The following is a 16931-nucleotide window of genomic DNA, read 5'->3' as shown; positions in this document are numbered from 1 at the left end:
GATCAATTCGTATAGATTTTATAAAATTTCGGGGAGTTTTGAAGCCAATTTTACTGTAAAGCATTAGTAACAAACTGGCTCTCAAGGAATAACAGAAACCATTAGACGAAAGCAGCCTAGGCCGTTTTAATTGAATAATAAAATGAATTATTTGGGATAATCAACGAAAAACAGGCACAAAATCACTTGTTTCAGCGCTTCGGGCGAAGCATTGCCAGCAATAAAAAACTGGCTATAAAACCGGCGATCCCCGCGGCCACTGCAAGGAGTGTGCCACCGAAAACATATTGTACAAAGTTGACATTAATGGACTCCAATGTCAGGTTATCGGCGGAAGTGATTTGCGCGCCGTTGCGGTAAAACAGCCCGCCGAACTTGTAGCTCGCGTAGATAATGAAGGGGATAGCCGGCGGAATACTGATATGTGCCGCAGTAAGAAAAAGCACCTTATTCATCCGGAAATACATCGAAAGCGGGATGCCCACCATCAACTGGAAACCCCAGATCGGGACGATGCCCATGAAAAAGCCGAAACCGATCGATTTGGCCTTGCTGACATTAGTTTCCCCCGGTTTCAGCGCCTCGTCACGGATGATTTTCCAGAGGCCTTTTTTTTTAATGTAACGGAAAAGCCGTTTCGGGAGATAATAAACCAGTGTAAGCGTTACCAGCCAGGTGTTGAGGATGCTGATGCGCGTAAAATCGCGGAATGGCCGGAAATGCGTCACGCGCTCGTTTTTGTCGTAGATAACCTGGATGTTGATCGGTACGATGGGCACATCTTTCCAGGCCATTTTGACGATCACTTCGATTTCCGTTTCGAATTTCGTCGTGAAAAGCGACATTTTTTTCAGCGGCCCGAGCGGGTACAGGCGAAAACCCGTTTGCGTATCCGGCAATGTAAGTCCTGTCTCTACTTTGAACCAGAAATTGGAAAACTTGTTGCCGAAAGAGCTCTTGCCCGGCACGCCCTCCTGCGCCATGTTCCGCGAGCCCATGAGCAATGCGCCCGGGTTTTGGATGGCGGCTTCGATAAAAAGCGGGATATCCGAAGGCAAATGCTGGCCGTCTGAATCAATGGTGATCGCATTCTCGAAACCCAGCCGTATGGCTTCTGCAAATGCTTTGCGCAGCGAAAAACCTTTTCCCTTATTCACTAAATTGTCCAGCACACGGATTTTGACGCCATAACCCGCCAGGATCTGCATGGTATCGTCCGTAGAGCCGTCGTTCACCACGATCACCTCCTGCCCGGACGCATAATGCAGCACGCCGTCGATCACCCGCCGCAAAGTGTTGCGGTTATTGTAGGTAGGAATGATCACACAGCATTGAATGTCCGAAAGGGTCATTGTGGTTCTCAAATGTTGGGTTTAAATGATTGAATGGAAACTGGCCCGGGCTTTGAAGTACGTCTTTTCACCATGCTTGCCCGACGCGCTTACGTCCAACGACTCCTCGCCTTTGTACTGAATATGAATCGTCAGCTCCGGCGTTTCGGCGGGGTTCAGCACTTCCAGGAACTTGCAGTTGCTCATTTCCTTCAATGCGAACGGCTTTTCCAGTGCTTTTGCCAGAACGGTTTTGACCATTTCCAACTGTACCACGCCCGGAAGCACCGGGGCCCCTGGGAAATGTCCCTGAAATACCGGATGTGCGGCATCGATCTGCATTGTGCAGGTGATCTGGTTATCGCTCCGTTCCAGCGTCGTTATTTTATACAAATTGCTCAAAGGCATGGTCAAAGGTCTTTGAAAAGGTTTTCCGCGATCGGCTGATTGAATTTTTCCTGCTGAAACTTCATAATGCTCTTATCGCCGCCCTTCTCGAAAAACGAAAGCTCTTTCAAACGCAGCGAGCTTTTGGAGAAATTCATCGCAATTTTGGCATAAATGTTCTTCAACCGGCGGTTCACCGGCGTGAGGACAATCTGGTACTGGTCGCCATCTTCCAGTACGGTCGATGAAAAGCCCTTATTCTGCTGAAAATCACCATTCACAAGCCCGATCATCAATTCTTTGATCTGCGCCGCCATACGGCCCGCCTGCCCTACATTTTTCTCCTTATTGCCTTCCTGCACACGCAGCTTGTCGCCGTTGATGAGGATAATGTATTTCGAAGGCGTCCGCTGCTCCCAGCGCATCTTGTCTTTTTGCTGGTAGTAAAACACGCCCGACGATCTCTCCGGCTCTTTGAGTACGGCCAGATATTTCTCCTCGGTAAACGACGCCTGAATGGAGGTCGTAGCCTGCGAAATCTTCCTCAATTCAGCCAGTACCTTTTCCGCATTAGCCACCGGTTTAAATGACTGAGCCTGCGCAAAATGCGCCGCGGTAAAAACGGCCATTATGATGAATATTCTAATGCTTTTCATAAGGTTCCTTCCCGATCAGCCGGGGAAGCGGTTCTATTTTAATGCCCATTTCGCCGCAATGTCCGATAATGTCCGGCAAAGTATCGGCCGTCAGCGCCAGGTGGTCGTGAAGCAGAACGATGTCTTTGGGCTTTAATTTTGAAATAATGGTATTGATGAGCTGGTACTTGTTCTTTGCGCGCGTATCCATGCTCCTGAGCGACCAGCCGATCGACTGCATTTGTAAATCCTTCAAAACAGCCGCATAACGGGGGTTCGTCACACCGAACGGCGGCCTGAAAAACATCGGAACGCGCCCGGTTATGTCGCGAATCGCCTCATTGCATTGTTGAATATCCGACCGGAGCTTCCGAGTCGAAAACAGGGCTATGAGGTAATGATGGCTGTACGAATGGTTGGCAATGGTATGGCCCTCGTCCACGATCCGGCGTAAAAGCTCGGGGTGGTTCACGGCTTTCCTTCCGATTATGAAAAATGTCGCTTTCAAATCGTTTTCCAGCAATGTGTCGAGAATGCGGGGCGTCGAATCGGGGTCGGGGCCGTCGTCGAAGGTGAGCGCGATGGCTTTGGGCCTACCGGAAACCCGGCCGCCTTTGTTAATGGATTTTACAAAATAATTGACCTGAATTTGTGCTGAGCCATAAGCTGTAACACCCATAAATAGCAATGCAATACCAGCCAGCACGAGCCACAGGTAATCGGTTTCCCAAAAAATAATGGAACTGAGCGCCGCCGCCGTAATGCAGAAGAATATGAGAAGATTATGCTTCAACGGCTTGCAGAAGGATTAACCCCAGGTTACTTTTTCTTAATGTATTACAAATCAACACATTCCTTACCTTACTATTTTCCGAAAGAACATCGACAGCATAATGCATTGCAAATGCGGACGCCGTTGGATAAACACCTGCCAGCGGCAAATAATCGATATTGCGCGCAACGCCTGACACGGGCTTACCTGCGTACAATGCGAGATCGATGTCACCGGGCTGCAATCCGTTCCGGTCCAGAAACGCGTCGATTTCCTCCTGTGCATTGTCCGTTGCGCCGCTCGTAAATAGATCCGCAAGCGCTGCCGCCGCATTACCCGTATGCTCATCGGAAAGGATAAAAAACGACGCTGCGGAAGTCAACGGTGCCGTCGCTTCGAATGCAAGTTGCACCGCTATATCATTCAGAATATCGATATGCTCATCCGCCGCGCCCACAAGCACATTGCGGTCGCCTTCGCGCAGGAGCATCGCCGCGTCGAGCAATGCGTGCTCGAACGACAGCGTGTTCTGCGTGTGGGTCATATTATAACCATGATTGCCGAGGCTGAGCGAAATCTGCCCGGCCATGGTATTATGCGTCGACTGGATAAATGACGTCGGTGGAAGCAGGCCTTCGACGGTGAGCGAGGTGTTCAGAAACTTTTCGGTATCCTGCAAACAGCCCAGCCCTGTCCCTACGACAATCGCGTCCGGCTGCCCGCTCCCAGCCTGCTCTACGCAGTCTTTGGCGCAAGCGACCGACATACGGAGGATCTTGCTCATCCGGCGCAGCAATCCGGCATCGATATAGGCTTTATAATCAGGGCTGATCAATGCAGAAGAAGCTTCAACCGGCCCGAGCGTCTCCGAAAAGCCCGCATTACGGAAAGTTGGCTGGTGCGAAATCGTGGACGCCGCCGAAATGTACAATGCCGGTTTACTCATATTTCGTCAAAACCAAGGATGAATTATTTCCCCCGAAACCAAAAGAGTTGGAAAGCACCGCATTCACCTCCGCGCCGGTTTCCAGCCGCGTAGCCGGTACCAGGCCGGTTTCAGCAATGGGCGTGCGATAATTGAGATTCGGAAAAATGAGGTTATGCTGAATGGCCAGCACCGAAAACACCGCTTCGATGGCACCTGCGGCTGCCAAAGTATGGCCTGTGAATGCTTTCGTAGAACTGAATGGCGGTACCCGGTCCCCGAAAACATTCTGTAATGCTACGGATTCGGAATGGTCGTTGTTTTTCGTGCCCGTACCATGCGCATTCACGTATGAAATTTGATCCAGTCCGATCCCGGCGCGGCTGATGGCATTTTGAATCGCCAAAGTAGCACCTTTACCGTCCGGCGACGAGGCTGTCTGGTGGTAGGCATCGGCCGCATTGGCCCAGCCGCTTACATTGCAAATGGGCTTATTACCCGTCAATTCCAGGCTTTTTTCACCTTCCAAAAGCAAAAAACCTGCACCTTCGCCGAGGTTAAGCCCTGCACGTGAATCGTCGAAGGGCCGGCACCATTGGTCGTCGTAGATCATCAGCGAGCGGAAGCCGTCGATGGTGAAGCCGCTCAATGCATCGGAACCGCCTACGAGCACGCGGTCGAGCGTGCCTTGCAGGATCAGCCTTGCGCCGAGCATAATGGCGTTCACCCCGGAGGAACACGCGGTTGAAAGGGTATCGATATAACCGGTAATGCCCAGTTCCCTCGCAATGCGCTCGGTGGTGCTACCACTATCGTGCGTGGTCAGCAACTGGTAATCCGGGCTGTTTTGAGCTAGATAATCTTTGTAAAAAACCTCGCTGCGGTCCATGCCTCCTACCGATGTGGCCGAAATGATGCCGGTACGGATCACGCCGGAGCGTTTGTTGTCGCCCCAGGCCTCGCGCGCCGCCTGCAACCCGAGCAGGGAGGTACGCGAAACGTACCCGGTACCCACGCCCAATGAGGCGCGTAAATCGTCGTTGGAGGCTTTCACTTCTCCGGCCAGCTGGGCCTTGGTACCTCGCAGGTAATGCAGCGGCCCAATGCCCGTTTTGCCCTCTCGCAATGCGTTCAGGTTTTCCTCCACCGACATGCCAATGGCCGACACGATGCCGATACCGGTAATGCAAACGCCCATTCGGTGTGGTGGTTAAGCTGCTTTTCTCTTACGAATGTACTCCGCCATCGTGTTGATGGACTTGAAAGCCTCCTTGCCCTCCTCGGGGTTGGTGAGCTGGATACCGTGGTATTTTTCGAGCAGTACGATCAGTTCGAGCGCGTCGATCGAATCGAGCCCGATGCCCTGGTCGTTGAAAAGCAGCGCGTCGTCGGCGATATCCGCTGCCGTCAGGTCTTCCAGGTTGAGCTGTTCGATAATCTGTTTTTTAAGATCTTCTTTTAAACTATCCATTTTGCTGATTAATTGAGCGTCTGTTAATATGCCGCGACCGCGCCGGCCTGCGACAGGTGAAGGAGGTTTTCATCGTTAAATTCCGTTCCACTTACCTTCTCTTCCACCAAAAAAAGGAATACGTCCGTGCCGTTCGCCGTCACTTCCAGCCACCCGCCCAGCAGTGCGCGGCTGCCCGAGGCGAACAGTATCCGGCTATAATCCAGGTAAAAACCGGGTGTGAATTTAGGCAAAACAGCAAACATATTTTCACCGTACCATTTGTTCAGAATGGCTAATTCGCCCAGTACGATGTTGGGCAATGTATATACGAAAAGCGACGGGCTCGGCGATCCGCCACTTTCATAAGAATGCATAAAACGGCGGTCGGTCTCCGCGCTGGATGACGCGTTGGCAAACACCAGCGCGATCTCATCGTCGGCATAATCCGCGAAAATACCCGGATCGGCACGTTTCATCAGTTCCGAAGCCAGGTAACCGGCCTGCGAGAGCACATCCATTTTGTAAAATTTGGGATATGCCAATTCCTGCTGCCTGTAAATCTGCTTGAACCACGAATCCTCCGAACCCGCATCGCGCCGCGCGATTACTTCGCCGTTCACGAGCGCCTCGTTGGCACGCAGGTTGCAATATGCTGTAATTACTTTCATAAACTCCTGATCATCAACGATGCATTACCCCCACCGAAACCCGAAGCTGTTTTCAGGATCGTCCGTAGTTCTTTCGGTTGGTTTTCAAGAATGACGTTCAAAGGCTTGGAAGTACCCGCATCACGGTAACCCAGGCTTTTGATCAGCATTCCATTCCGCATCATTTGCATGCAAACCGCCGTTTCGATGACTCCCGCAGCACCGAGCGTGTGCCCGAAGTAGCCTTTCAAACTGTTCAACGGCTTGTCCGATAATGCGAGCCGGTCGAATGCGATGGCTTCCATTTCATCGTTGAAAACCGTACCTGTGCCATGCGCGCAGATAAAGTCGACCTCATCGGTACCGGTTCCATGCCTTTGCATCGTGCGGCTTACGCTCCTTACCAACCCCTCTCCCGTCCGCGACGGCCCCGAAATATGGTTCGCGTCGTTCGCGCTTGCGCCCGCGAGGAGTTGTAATGGTGTATTATTGAAAACTGATTTGGAAGCCGAAACCAATGCAGCTCCGCAACCTTCTCCCAGCGTAATGCCGTTCCGTGCCGCGTCGAATGGTGCGCAAGGCTTGTCGCTCACGGCAAAAAGTGATTGAAAGCCGTATAGTACAAAATCGGACGCAGCGTCGCAGCCAATTACAATAACATGCTCATATTGACCAATTTCAACCATATTACCCGCCATGTTCAGCGCGAGCACGCCGGAAATGCAGGCATTGGAAATCACCATCGGCAAATGTGCCAGGTGGAATTGCTGCTTTACTGCGGCGCAGGTTTGGCTGAACTGATCGTGCAGGTTATCGTCCAGCGCGCCTTTCGTGGAGCTGATGAGCACGATCGTGCGGTCAGACGCGAGCATAGAAGCGTCTATCCGCTCTTTCAGTGCCGATAATGCTTTGATTACCAGTTGCTGAAAACGTAATGGCCCGTTCAGGCCAGCTATTTTGGATAAATGAATGTCTTCCTGATTAAAACCCGCCGACGGTACGAGCGCAATGCCGCTGCGATTTTCACGGAGCGCGTTCCAGTTATCCTCCGCACTATCGCCCAGCGGGCTTACGATCACCTCCGCACCAATGTAAATCATAGGTCGTACTGCGCTTTCCATTCCTTGTAAAAGTCCGGCGAGATCAGTTCCAGCTCGCGCGAATCGCGGTCGAGGAATACCTGCATGGTTTTTCCCGTAGCACAAAGCTGCCCCGTAGTGACGTTGATCACCTCGTATTCGAACTGAATTTTCGCCGATTTGGTGGGAATGTATTTCGTAATGACTTTAATCGCCTGCCCGTAGTAAACAGGTGCCTTATGGTCGATTTCCGACTTCACAATGGGCGTCACAAAGCCTTTGGCGTGGATATCGAGGTATTCCAATCCGAATTTTTTCCCAAAAGCCTCCCTGCCATCCTCGAAAAATTTCAGATAGTTGCCGTGCCACACCACACCCATGGCATCGGTCTCGCTGAATCGGATATCTATATCTATTTCGGAAACAATCATGAATCAGTTATTAGGGGTTACTCGCTTACGACGATTTTTAGTTCACATCCCAGCAATATACGCCCATCCAGGAAACTTTCGCCCTTTACGAGGTAAATATTTCCCAACTGGTGCAGGGGTGTGACAACCGTTTGTATAGTGGCACCCACCGGAGGCAGCTCAGTCACAAGCACTTTGCTCACCGCCCCGATAAAACCGATTTTTGGCTCGCCGCCAGCCTCCCTGTCCAGGTACCCGAACGCCGCCGCGCAGGTCTGTGCCATGTGTTCGATCAGCCCCGTCTCCTGAAAAAAGCCATTCTTCACCAGCACATTATCGTTCGTAACCGTAAAATCCGATTCAAACCGCTCACGCGTGGCATTCACGAGGTTATCGACCATCACAAAAGGGGCGCGGTGTGGAATGTAATCGGTGATGGCGTCTTTCGGGACAATCATTATTGAAAGAAATTGAAATAATTAAACCATTGCTCGGGAAATGCTTTCACTTTCCGTTCCAGCTCTTCCACGTACAGCTGTGCGATCTCCTCGGGCTTCATTTTCGCTTCGATGGGCTTTGTGCAGCTCAAATGATAACTGTATTTACCATCCTTGGCCGCAAATACGAAGGTTACCGGCGCATTGAATTTCGACGCGATCACAAAAGGGCCGTAGGGAAACTTGGCCTTACGTCCCAGGAAATCCATCTCGATAAATTTGGCGCCTTCGAGGTAGCGGTCTGCATGAATGGCTACGAATTCATTGTTAACCAATGCATTACGGATCGATATGATATGTGACAGATCGTCCTTGATCGCGATTACCTTGAACCGCGAGCCGCCGGTTGACAGATCCATGTACTTTTTGATGTTCTCGACCTCCGCGTCCAGCATTACAATGTTGATCGTCGGGGTAATGCGGCCTTTGAGCAGGTTACCGGCGGTTTCCCAGTTACCCACGTGCGCGCTCAGCAAAACCCCTCCCTTGCCTGCGTCGCGGATGTCGATCAGGTATTGTTCATTTTCAAAAACATGGGAGAATTGCCGGTCGCTGCCCAACAGGAACGCGGCCCGGTCGACGAGCGTTTGCCCGAAAATATAGAAGTTCCTGCGTGCCATTTTGCGGGCATCGGAACCGCAGATGTGAAGGGTATTCTGGTAAAAATCCAGCAAGGCCTCCCGGGGCTTTGCCGCAAACAGATAATAGTAGTAAGTAACCACCCGCAGGAGCCCATAGGCGAACCCTAGCCCCAGGGTTTTGATAAAAAACAGGAAAATTTTGTAACCCGTTAACGATCCTTTGGTCTTACCGTCCCAACGGCTCATTCTTACAATGCGAGTTTCTTGCGGACAAGCTGATAGAAATCACCGAACGTCACGATTTCCTTGAAATCCTCGCCAGTGAGCTTGATATTGAGATTTTCATCGATAAGCACAACCAGGTCGACGTAGTCGAGACTGTCCAGATCCAGCGTGTCTTTCAGACTGTTTTCAGGAAGAATCAAATCCCGGTCCACCTCGAATTCCTCAGATAAAAAATCTCTGGTTTCTTCAATTACTTCTTCCCAACTCATTTTAACGTCGTTAGCATACATAGCTGCAAAATTAGTTTATTCTTGCCGATAGTTTAAAAATATTCCCAAATTTTCAAATAAAAGACCTTCATCACACAATAAAATCCACTGGAAATCATTGCAGTTGGCGGATGGAATATTGGAGGTTAACAAAAATACAAAATTTCGTCTGCGGCACACCGCCGTTCACGAAGTTGTAGTAGTAATGTGACGGGGTAAAATTTAGATCTTCTTGACGATCAGCGTTGAATTCGTACCGCCGAAACCGAACGAATTGGAAAGGAAGCAATTGATCGTCTGCTCCCTGGTTTCGGCGATAATATTGATTTTAGCCGAATCTTCGTCGGGATTTTCGAAGTTGATATTAGGCGCAACGAAGGAGTTTTGCATCATCAGCAGCGAGTAAACGATCTCGCTCGCACCTGCCATCCAGCACTCATGGCCGGTCATTGACTTGGTGGAGCTCACCGGCACATCCCCGCCGAACACCTCGAAAATTGCACGTGCCTCGCTGCCGTCACCCACGGGTGTGGATGTGGCGTGTGCGTTGATGTAGTCGACCTCGCTGGTGGTAATGCCGGCCTGTTTCAAAGCCATTTGGAGCGAACGCGTCTGGCCGTCGATGCTGGGGTTTGAAATATGGTCGCCGTTGGACGAGAAGCCGTAGCCGATCAGCTCGGCTAGTATCGGCGCGCCGCGTTTCACGGCGGCTTCGTAAGATTCAAGGATTACGGTGGCCGCACCGCCGCTCGGGATCAGCCCGTCGCGGTCGCGGTCAAATGGGCGGGAAGCTTTTTCCGGCTCTGCTTCACGGACGGAAAATGTACCCAGGCCATCGAAACTCGCCATCGCCGAAGCGTTAATCTCTTGCGCGCCCCCGCATATCACGCGCTCCTGCAAGCCCTGGCTGATCATCAGGTAACCCATCCCGATTGAATGCGAACCCGAAGCGCAAGCCGCACTCAGTGTGAAATTGATGCCTTTCAACTTGAAAATCGTCGACAGGTTCATATTCACCGTGCTGTTCATGTTCTGGAAAATGGCACCAGAGCCGATCAGCGTCGTATCGTGCTTTTCGCGGACTTTATCCACCGCTTCCACTACCGATGCCGCAGTACTATCGTTGCCGTAGATAATGCCGGTTTCTGTCTGTTCGAGGAAGTCGATATCCAGGCCGGACAATGCCAATGCCTCGTGCGTGGCCATGTACGCGTATACCGCGGGCTGGTGCATTCCCACGCGCTGGCGGCGCGAGAGGTAGTTTTTCAGATCGGGCTCTTCCACCATCCCCGTGAGGGCCGAGCGGAAGCCGAAATCTTTCCGTACCTGATCGAAAACAATGCCACTCTTACCGGCATACAACGATTGCGTCACCTCGCCCAGGTTTTTGCCCAGACAGGAATAAATGCCGATACCGGTAATGACAACCCTTTGGCTCATGGATTATGCGTAAATACCTCCGTTAATATTGATCACTTCGCCGGTAATGTAAGCGGCTTTGTCGGAAACGAGGAAGCTCACCAGGTGCGCCACCTCTTCCGCCTTGCCAAAACGGTTCATCGGGATCATTTGTTTCAATTCGTCTTCGTTCAAATCTTTGGTCATGTCGCTCGTGATGAAACCCGGCGCTACGGCATTCACGGTGATTTTGCGCTTAGCAACTTCCTGCGCCAGCGACTTTGTGGATGCGATAATCGCCCCTTTCGCCGCCGAATAGTTCGTCTGCCCCGCCACGCCTTTCAAGCCCGACACCGACGCGATGTTCACGATCCGGCCCGCGCGTTTGCGCAGCATTTGCTGGATCGCATTCTGGGTCACATTATAAAGGCCTTTCACGGAAATGTTCAGCACATCGTCCCAGTCCTTTTCAGGCATCCACATAAACAGCCCGTCACGGGTAATGCCTGCATTATTCACCAAAACACCGATGAACTTGTCTTCGTTCTTTTCGCGCCAGCTGTTCAATGCTTCATCGACCTCCGGCTTGTTCTGTACATTGAAATGCAGCAATTCGCCGCTGCCGCCATTGGCCTGTATTTCCGCGAGCGTTTCTTCCGCGGCGGCCTGGTTGGAGGCATAATTGACTAATATATGTAAACCATGGTCCTTGGCAAGCTGGACCGCAATGGCCCTGCCGAGTCCTCGGGAAGCACCGGTTACCAATGCGCAATTCATAAGTGGAATGGGGTTTCTTTGATGTATTCAAAAACGGCCGCGATGCTTTCGTACTGCGGCACGTCGTCGGTCACGAATTGGGCACGCTCCCGGATCCGCGTGTACACCGATTTCGCATTCGGCGACAGCTTCTCTTTTTCTTCGGGATGCAGCAGGTCAATCGCCTGGCAAATCGCCATAATGTGGATCGACATGACCTGAAACGCGTTTTCAAGCACCTGCTTGGCGATCACCGCCGAGTTGGTACCCATGCTCACGATATCCTGGTTGTCGTTATTGTTTGGAATACTATGAATGTAAACCGAAGTCGATAGCGCCTGGCTTTCGGCGGTGGTGGAAGTAGCTGTAAACTGCACGCCCTGGAAGCCAAAGTTCAAACCCCAGGTTCCTGCATTGAGGAACGGCGGGAATTTGCCATTCAGTTTATTGTTCATCAGGAAGTTGAGCTGGCGTTCCATCAGCATCGTCAGCTTGGTGAGTACGAGTTTCACCTTATCCATTTCCAGTGAAATATAGTCTCCGTGGAAGTTACCTCCGTGGAAAACATTATCATCCTCCGGCCGCACGATCGGGTTGTCGTTGGTTGAATTCAACTCATTTTCAACCACCTCTTGTGCATATTGGATCGTATCCAGCACCGGGCCAAGGATTTGCGGCACGCAGCGGATCGAGTAGTATTCCTGTATTTTTCTTTCAAACTCGGTCTTCTGCATCGCCGTATCATCGCGGAAAAGCTCCTCGCGACTGCGGATCAAGCCGCTGCCGGCTACAAAGTCGCGCATGAGCTGCGCCACCGTTTGCTGGCCTTTGTGATGCTTCACGGCATTCAGCTGCTTCGAGAACGAATCGTCAAAAGATTCAATCGCCTCGTTGATCATCGACGACGCGGTAATCGCCCATTGCACCAGCCGTTTGGCATAAACGATATTGATCGCCGCCATCCCCGTCATGCAGGAGGTACCGTTGATCAGCCCGAGGCCGTCGCGGAGCTCCATTTTGAGCGGTTTGATGCTCTTTTCAGCTAAAACTTCCGCTGTTTTGCGGCGCAGGCCATTGTCATAAACATGCCCTTCGCCGATCAGGTTTAAACCCAGATGTGAAAGTTGCACCAGGTCGCCGCTCGCGCCTACGCTGCCGTGTTCGAAGATTTCAGGAACGACACCATTGTTCAGAAACGCCACCAACTGCTTGATCACGGCGGTACTTACGCCGGAATTGGCCTGTAAAAATGAATTCAGACGCGCGAGCATTACGGCACGGGCGTATATTTCGTTCAGCGGCTTCCCTACCCCGCTCGAATGGCTGCGGATCAGGTTGTATTGCAGGTTATTGAGCTGGTCGGTCTCGATACGGTATTGCGCCATGGGGCCAAAACCGGTATTGATACCGTATATGATTTTGTCCTTGGAGAAATTCGTTAAAAAAGCGAATGATTGGGATACTTGATGGAGGGTGTCTTCGGCTAAGATAAATTCCTTCTTTTCAAAAGCATACTGCTCGATCTGAGCTAATGAAATACGATTCATTTAATGATGGCATAATTGAATATGGTGTAAAATAAATCTTTTTTTGCCGCTTTGACAAACACGAACCGGTGAGCGGTAGCAGGCACGGAAGTTGCCTGAGTGATACAATTCATTAATTTTGTCGGACATTCACGTTTCCCCTGTCAATGCTAGGAGATTTATTATTAAGGCTGAACAAATTCCTTTCGAGTCACAAAGCCGCGTTTTTCCTTAGCCTGCTCGTCATTGTCAGTATCCTCGTGGCCGGTATTGCGCGGCTAAAAGTAACCGAAAGTATTTTCGCGACGTTACCGAAGGGTAAAAGCTTCGAAGAGTTCAACCGGCTGGTCGAAAGCAAAAACATCATCAACCAGATCGTGTTTTCGCTCGAAGTCCCCGCTGAAACCGACACCGAAACGGCGCGGGAAATAGCCGAGAACTTCACCGATTCGCTCGGGCGCTACACCAACAGCTTCGTGCGCAACATCCAGGCCGAGCGGCCGAATGTACAGGAAGATGTATATCAATATGTATACAGCCACTTTCCACTGCTGATCGAGCCTTCCTATTATAGTCATATTCAATCGCGCATTGTTCCGGATTCGATCCGCGCGTCGGTTACCTCCACCTACAACCAGCTGCTCACGCCAGGCGGCTCGTTTTTGAAACAATTCGTATTAAATGACCCGCTGGGCATTACGGGGCAGTATTTCAAAGAACTCAACGCCGCCAACAACAGCAGCGCGATGGTGATGGACGACGGCATTATGTTCACCGCCGACCGCAAGAGCATCCTCATTTTCGCGTCTACAAGCTTCGATTCGGGCAGTTCCGACAAGAATGTGGCGCTTTTCGAGTTGATGGAGGCATTCAAAGCCAAATGGAACCGCCAGCACCGCTATAACAAGTTCTCCTATTTCGGCACATTCGAAATCGCTGCCCGGAACGCGATACAAGTAAAGCAGGACTCGTATTTCACGTCGTTTCTCGCATTGGCGGGCATTCTGGCGCTGCTCATCGCCTACTATCGCAAGTTGCTCATACCTATATATATTACAATGCCCGGGATTTTCGGCGCATTGTTCGCATTGGGCATTATCGGCTACATCCGCCCCGAAATCTCAGGCATTTCGCTGGCAACCGGCGCGGTGATCTTCGGTATTCTGCTGGATTATGCATTCCACTTTTTCACGCATTTACGCCACACCCATTCCATTCCGGTCGCGATCAAGGAAGTGAGCGGGCCGCTGCTGACCGGTAGCTTCACGACCGTCATGGCATTCAGTGCATTGCATTTCGCCAATTCGACGGTTTTACAGGATTTTGGGCTGTTTTCCTCGCTCGCATTGTTCGGCGCGGCGCTATTTACACTCACCGCATTGCCGGTAATCCTTTCCTCCACGCGTTTCGACATTCAAAAAATACCCGGCGAGCACAGCGCATTCCGCATTCCTACCATTCCCGACAAATGGCGCGGTGCCACATTGGCCGGCATCGCGGTACTCACGGTCATATTCCTCTATTTCTCCGGCGGTACCGAGTTCGACGCGAGTTTTGAGAACCTCAGCATCCAGGACCCCGAGCTAAGCGGCCGCGAAGAAGCGCTCACGGGCATTAACCCGCGCAAACAGAAGCGCATTTACGTTTTCGCGTCCAATCCGCGCCGCGCCGTGGCTGAGCAGGTGAATCATAATGCTTACCAAAAACTGGCCGCATTGCGCAGCGAAGGCCGCATTGTCAGTTTCGTATCTTCCGGTTCGTTACTGATCCCGCAAGACCTCAAACGGGAGCGGATGCAACGCTGGCAGAACTTCTGGACATCCGGCCGCACCGATTCCACGTTTCGGATCTTCAACCAGGCAGCCGCGAAAAACGGCTTCAATGCCTATGCTTTCAATGATTTCAAAGGCTGGATTGCCGGGCGCAGCAGTTCGAATGTCTCGCTCGATACGCTTTTCAGTGAGCTCGGCGTCGATAACCTGATCGATATCAAATCCTCAAGCACCACGTTCATTTCGACCGTAGTTGTCGATCAGACCAAGCTGGCTGATGTCAAAAAGGAGTTGCGGGCCATCCAGGGTGTGGAGCTTTTCGACCGGGGCGAGCTGGCGGGCGAGCTGCTCACGATGGTGAAGGACGATTTCAATTACCTGCTGCTGATTTCGGCGTCGATTGTATTCTTTACATTACTAATTGTTTACGGTCGCATCGAGCTCACATTGCTGTCGTTTTTGCCGATGGTCATCAGCTGGATCTGGATTTTGGGCATTGCCGCCATTCTCGGCATTAAATTCAACTTCGTGAATGTGATCGTGACCACATTTATCTTCGGCCTGGGCGACGATTTCAGCATTTTTGTCACCGACGGACTGCTGAGCAAATACAAATCCGGCAAAGACACGCTCCGCTCCTACCAGGCTGCGATTGCATTGTCCGCCACGACTACATTAATAGGTACCGGCGTACTGATTTTCGCCAAACACCCGGCTATTCACTCGATTTCGCTCATCAGCGTGCTGGGCATTGTTTGCATCCTCTTTATTTCCTTCGTTTTCCAGCCGGTAATGTTTGATTTGTTTGTTCAAAAACGCATTGCCAAAAAGAAAGCGCCTGTCACAATGCTGCCATTCCTGATCAGCATTTCGAGCTTTACCTATTTCCTGTCTGGCTGTCTGTTTTTGCATTCCAAACTCGTGACCATCCTTTTGTTACCGATGTCGAAGAAGAAAAAGAAGGCGGCGATCAACAATTCGCTTTCTTTTTATGCCAAAACAGTGATCTACTCCGGCCCGCACGTGAAAAAGAATATCTCCGGCCGCGAAAATCTCGATATGGACAAACCGGTGATCTTCATCGCCAACCACACCTCGTTCCTCGACATATTGCTGGCGATTATGTTGCACCCGAAAATTGTGCTGATGGTGAAAGGCTGGGTGTACAAATCGCCGTTTTTCGGGCCCATTATCCGGTACGCAGGCTATGTGTACAGCGAGGACGGCCCTGAGGAGAACATCGAAAAAGTGCGTGCATTGGTAGCTGAGGGCTATTCGGTACTTATTTTCCCCGAAGGCACGCGGTCAGAAGACGGTAACATCGCCCGTTTCCACAAAGGCGCATTCTACCTCGCCGAGCAGCTCGGCCTCGACATTCAGCCGATCATGCTCCACGGCGCGCACGACGTGCTGCCCAAAAACGACTTCCTCATACGCCCGGGCGCGCTCAATGTACGTGTGCTCCCGCGCATTACGTACGCGGATGCGCGCTGGGGCACAACGCTGCGCGACAAAACGAAAACCATCGCCACATTCTACAAGCAGGAGTTTGCCTCGTTCAAGGATGAAATGGAGGATACCGGCTATCTGAAACACAAGATTTTCACCAATTATGTCTTCAAAGGGCCGGTTCTCGAATGGTATTTCAAAGTAAAATGGCGGTTGGAAAGTAAGAATTTCACCTACTATAATGAACTGATCGGCGACCGGAAGCGCATGCTGGACGTCGGTTGCGGCTATGGATACCTGTCGTTTTTCCTGCATTTCAAAAACGAAGACCGCGTGATAACGGGTATCGATTACGACGAGGACAAGATTGAAATAGCGGAAAACAGCTATAACAAGAGCGCCAACCTGCGGTTCGCATTCCAGGATATTATGGCAGCCGACCTGGGCACCCAGGATGTCATTTTCCTGAATGATGTGCTGCACTATTTATCCGAAGAAAAACAGCGTACTTTGCTCGACCGGTGTGCCGCGGCATTGGCGCCCGACGGTTTGCTTTTCATCCGTGACGGCATTACCGACCTGTCCGCCAAACACCAGAACACACAAAAAACAGAAGCATTGTCGACAGGCCTGTTCGCATTCAACCGCAAAACCGATGATTTCCATTTCTTTGCATCCGCCGACATCCGCAACTTTGCAGCGCGGTACGGTTTTGGCTATGAAATGCAGGAGCACTCGGCAAACACTTCCAATGTGCTTTTTGTGTTGCGCAAACCGGCCACGCCTGTAACTACGCCGATTACTAACTAGGATTTCTCC

Annotated in this window: 17 protein-coding genes; 1 reads left to right on the top strand and 16 read right to left on the bottom strand. The window is 51.3% G+C overall.

The window, feature by feature from the left end:
• Positions 1-191: 191 nt before the first annotated feature.
• The 16 genes from BLQ88_RS28035 to flxA form a co-directional block, all read right to left on the bottom strand.
• Complete coding sequence (locus BLQ88_RS28035) at positions 192-1364, bottom strand: DUF2062 domain-containing protein (protein WP_229212904.1); 1173 nt, start codon at positions 1362-1364, stop codon at positions 192-194.
• A 9-nt stretch (positions 1365-1373) separates the two neighbouring features.
• Positions 1374-1739 carry an ApeI family dehydratase gene (locus BLQ88_RS28030; protein ID WP_090156326.1) on the bottom strand — a complete coding sequence of 122 codons (366 nt, stop codon included), beginning with the start codon at positions 1737-1739 and terminating at the stop codon, positions 1374-1376.
• A 2-nt stretch (positions 1740-1741) separates the two neighbouring features.
• Positions 1742-2374, bottom strand: coding sequence for a flexirubin biosynthesis/transport protein LolA2 (gene lolA2, locus BLQ88_RS28025; RefSeq protein WP_090156325.1), 633 nt, complete (start codon positions 2372-2374; stop codon positions 1742-1744).
• On the bottom strand, positions 2361-3146 hold the full coding sequence (locus tag BLQ88_RS28020; RefSeq protein ID WP_090156324.1) for a polysaccharide deacetylase family protein: 786 nt from the start codon (positions 3144-3146) through the stop codon (positions 2361-2363). The genes lolA2 and BLQ88_RS28020 overlap by 14 nt, the downstream gene beginning before the upstream one ends.
• Positions 3136-4071 carry a beta-ketoacyl synthase chain length factor gene (locus BLQ88_RS28015; protein WP_090156323.1) on the bottom strand — a complete coding sequence of 312 codons (936 nt, stop codon included), beginning with the start codon at positions 4069-4071 and terminating at the stop codon, positions 3136-3138. Before BLQ88_RS28015 ends, BLQ88_RS28020 begins: the two co-directional genes overlap by 11 nt.
• A complete protein-coding gene (locus tag BLQ88_RS28010) occupies positions 4064-5248 on the bottom strand; it encodes a beta-ketoacyl-[acyl-carrier-protein] synthase family protein (RefSeq protein WP_090156322.1) in 1185 nt (394 codons plus the stop codon). Before BLQ88_RS28010 ends, BLQ88_RS28015 begins: the two co-directional genes overlap by 8 nt.
• A gap of 12 nt (positions 5249-5260) precedes the next feature.
• Entirely contained in the window at positions 5261-5521 is a 261-nt protein-coding gene (locus tag BLQ88_RS28005) for a phosphopantetheine-binding protein (RefSeq protein ID WP_090156321.1), read from the bottom strand.
• A 23-nt stretch (positions 5522-5544) separates the two neighbouring features.
• A complete protein-coding gene (locus BLQ88_RS28000; RefSeq protein ID WP_090156320.1) occupies positions 5545-6171 on the bottom strand; it encodes a hypothetical protein in 627 nt (208 codons plus the stop codon).
• Positions 6168-7271 (bottom strand): beta-ketoacyl synthase N-terminal-like domain-containing protein, encoded by a 1104-nt coding sequence (locus tag BLQ88_RS27995; RefSeq protein ID WP_229212903.1) that lies wholly within the window; start codon positions 7269-7271, stop codon positions 6168-6170. Before BLQ88_RS27995 ends, BLQ88_RS28000 begins: the two co-directional genes overlap by 4 nt.
• Entirely contained in the window at positions 7247-7660 is a 414-nt protein-coding gene (locus BLQ88_RS27990) for an acyl-CoA thioesterase (RefSeq protein WP_090156318.1), read from the bottom strand. The genes BLQ88_RS27995 and BLQ88_RS27990 overlap by 25 nt, the downstream gene beginning before the upstream one ends.
• Before the next feature lie 17 nt (positions 7661-7677).
• Positions 7678-8097, bottom strand: a complete 420-nt coding sequence (locus BLQ88_RS27985) for a hotdog family protein (protein WP_090156317.1) — start codon at positions 8095-8097, stop codon at positions 7678-7680.
• Entirely contained in the window at positions 8097-8963 is an 867-nt protein-coding gene (locus BLQ88_RS27980) for a lysophospholipid acyltransferase family protein (RefSeq protein WP_090156316.1), read from the bottom strand. Before BLQ88_RS27980 ends, BLQ88_RS27985 begins: the two co-directional genes overlap by 1 nt.
• Before the next feature lie 2 nt (positions 8964-8965).
• On the bottom strand, positions 8966-9232 hold the full coding sequence (locus BLQ88_RS27975) for a phosphopantetheine-binding protein (RefSeq protein ID WP_015811471.1): 267 nt from the start codon (positions 9230-9232) through the stop codon (positions 8966-8968).
• Positions 9233-9433: 201 nt separating this feature from the next.
• Entirely contained in the window at positions 9434-10651 is a 1218-nt protein-coding gene (locus BLQ88_RS27970) for a beta-ketoacyl-[acyl-carrier-protein] synthase family protein (protein WP_090156315.1), read from the bottom strand.
• A 3-nt stretch (positions 10652-10654) separates the two neighbouring features.
• Positions 10655-11386 (bottom strand): flexirubin biosynthesis SDR family reductase FlxB, encoded by a 732-nt coding sequence (gene flxB / locus BLQ88_RS27965; protein WP_090156314.1) that lies wholly within the window; start codon positions 11384-11386, stop codon positions 10655-10657.
• On the bottom strand, positions 11383-12912 hold the full coding sequence (gene flxA, locus BLQ88_RS27960; RefSeq protein WP_090156313.1) for a flexirubin biosynthesis tyrosine ammonia-lyase FlxA: 1530 nt from the start codon (positions 12910-12912) through the stop codon (positions 11383-11385). Before flxA ends, flxB begins: the two co-directional genes overlap by 4 nt.
• A 146-nt stretch (positions 12913-13058) precedes the next feature.
• On the opposite strand from flxA, the gene BLQ88_RS27955 reads away from it, so the two are divergent.
• Positions 13059-16922 carry a 1-acyl-sn-glycerol-3-phosphate acyltransferase gene (locus BLQ88_RS27955; RefSeq protein ID WP_090156312.1) on the top strand — a complete coding sequence of 1288 codons (3864 nt, stop codon included), beginning with the start codon at positions 13059-13061 and terminating at the stop codon, positions 16920-16922.
• Positions 16923-16931 lie beyond the last annotated feature (9 nt).

The organism is Dyadobacter soli, from assembly GCF_900101885.1.
GTDB classification, from domain to species: Bacteria; Bacteroidota; Bacteroidia; order Cytophagales; family Spirosomataceae; genus Dyadobacter; species Dyadobacter soli.
The sequence above is the reverse complement of the archived record's forward strand: the minus strand, read 5'-3'. Positions and strand labels throughout refer to the sequence as shown.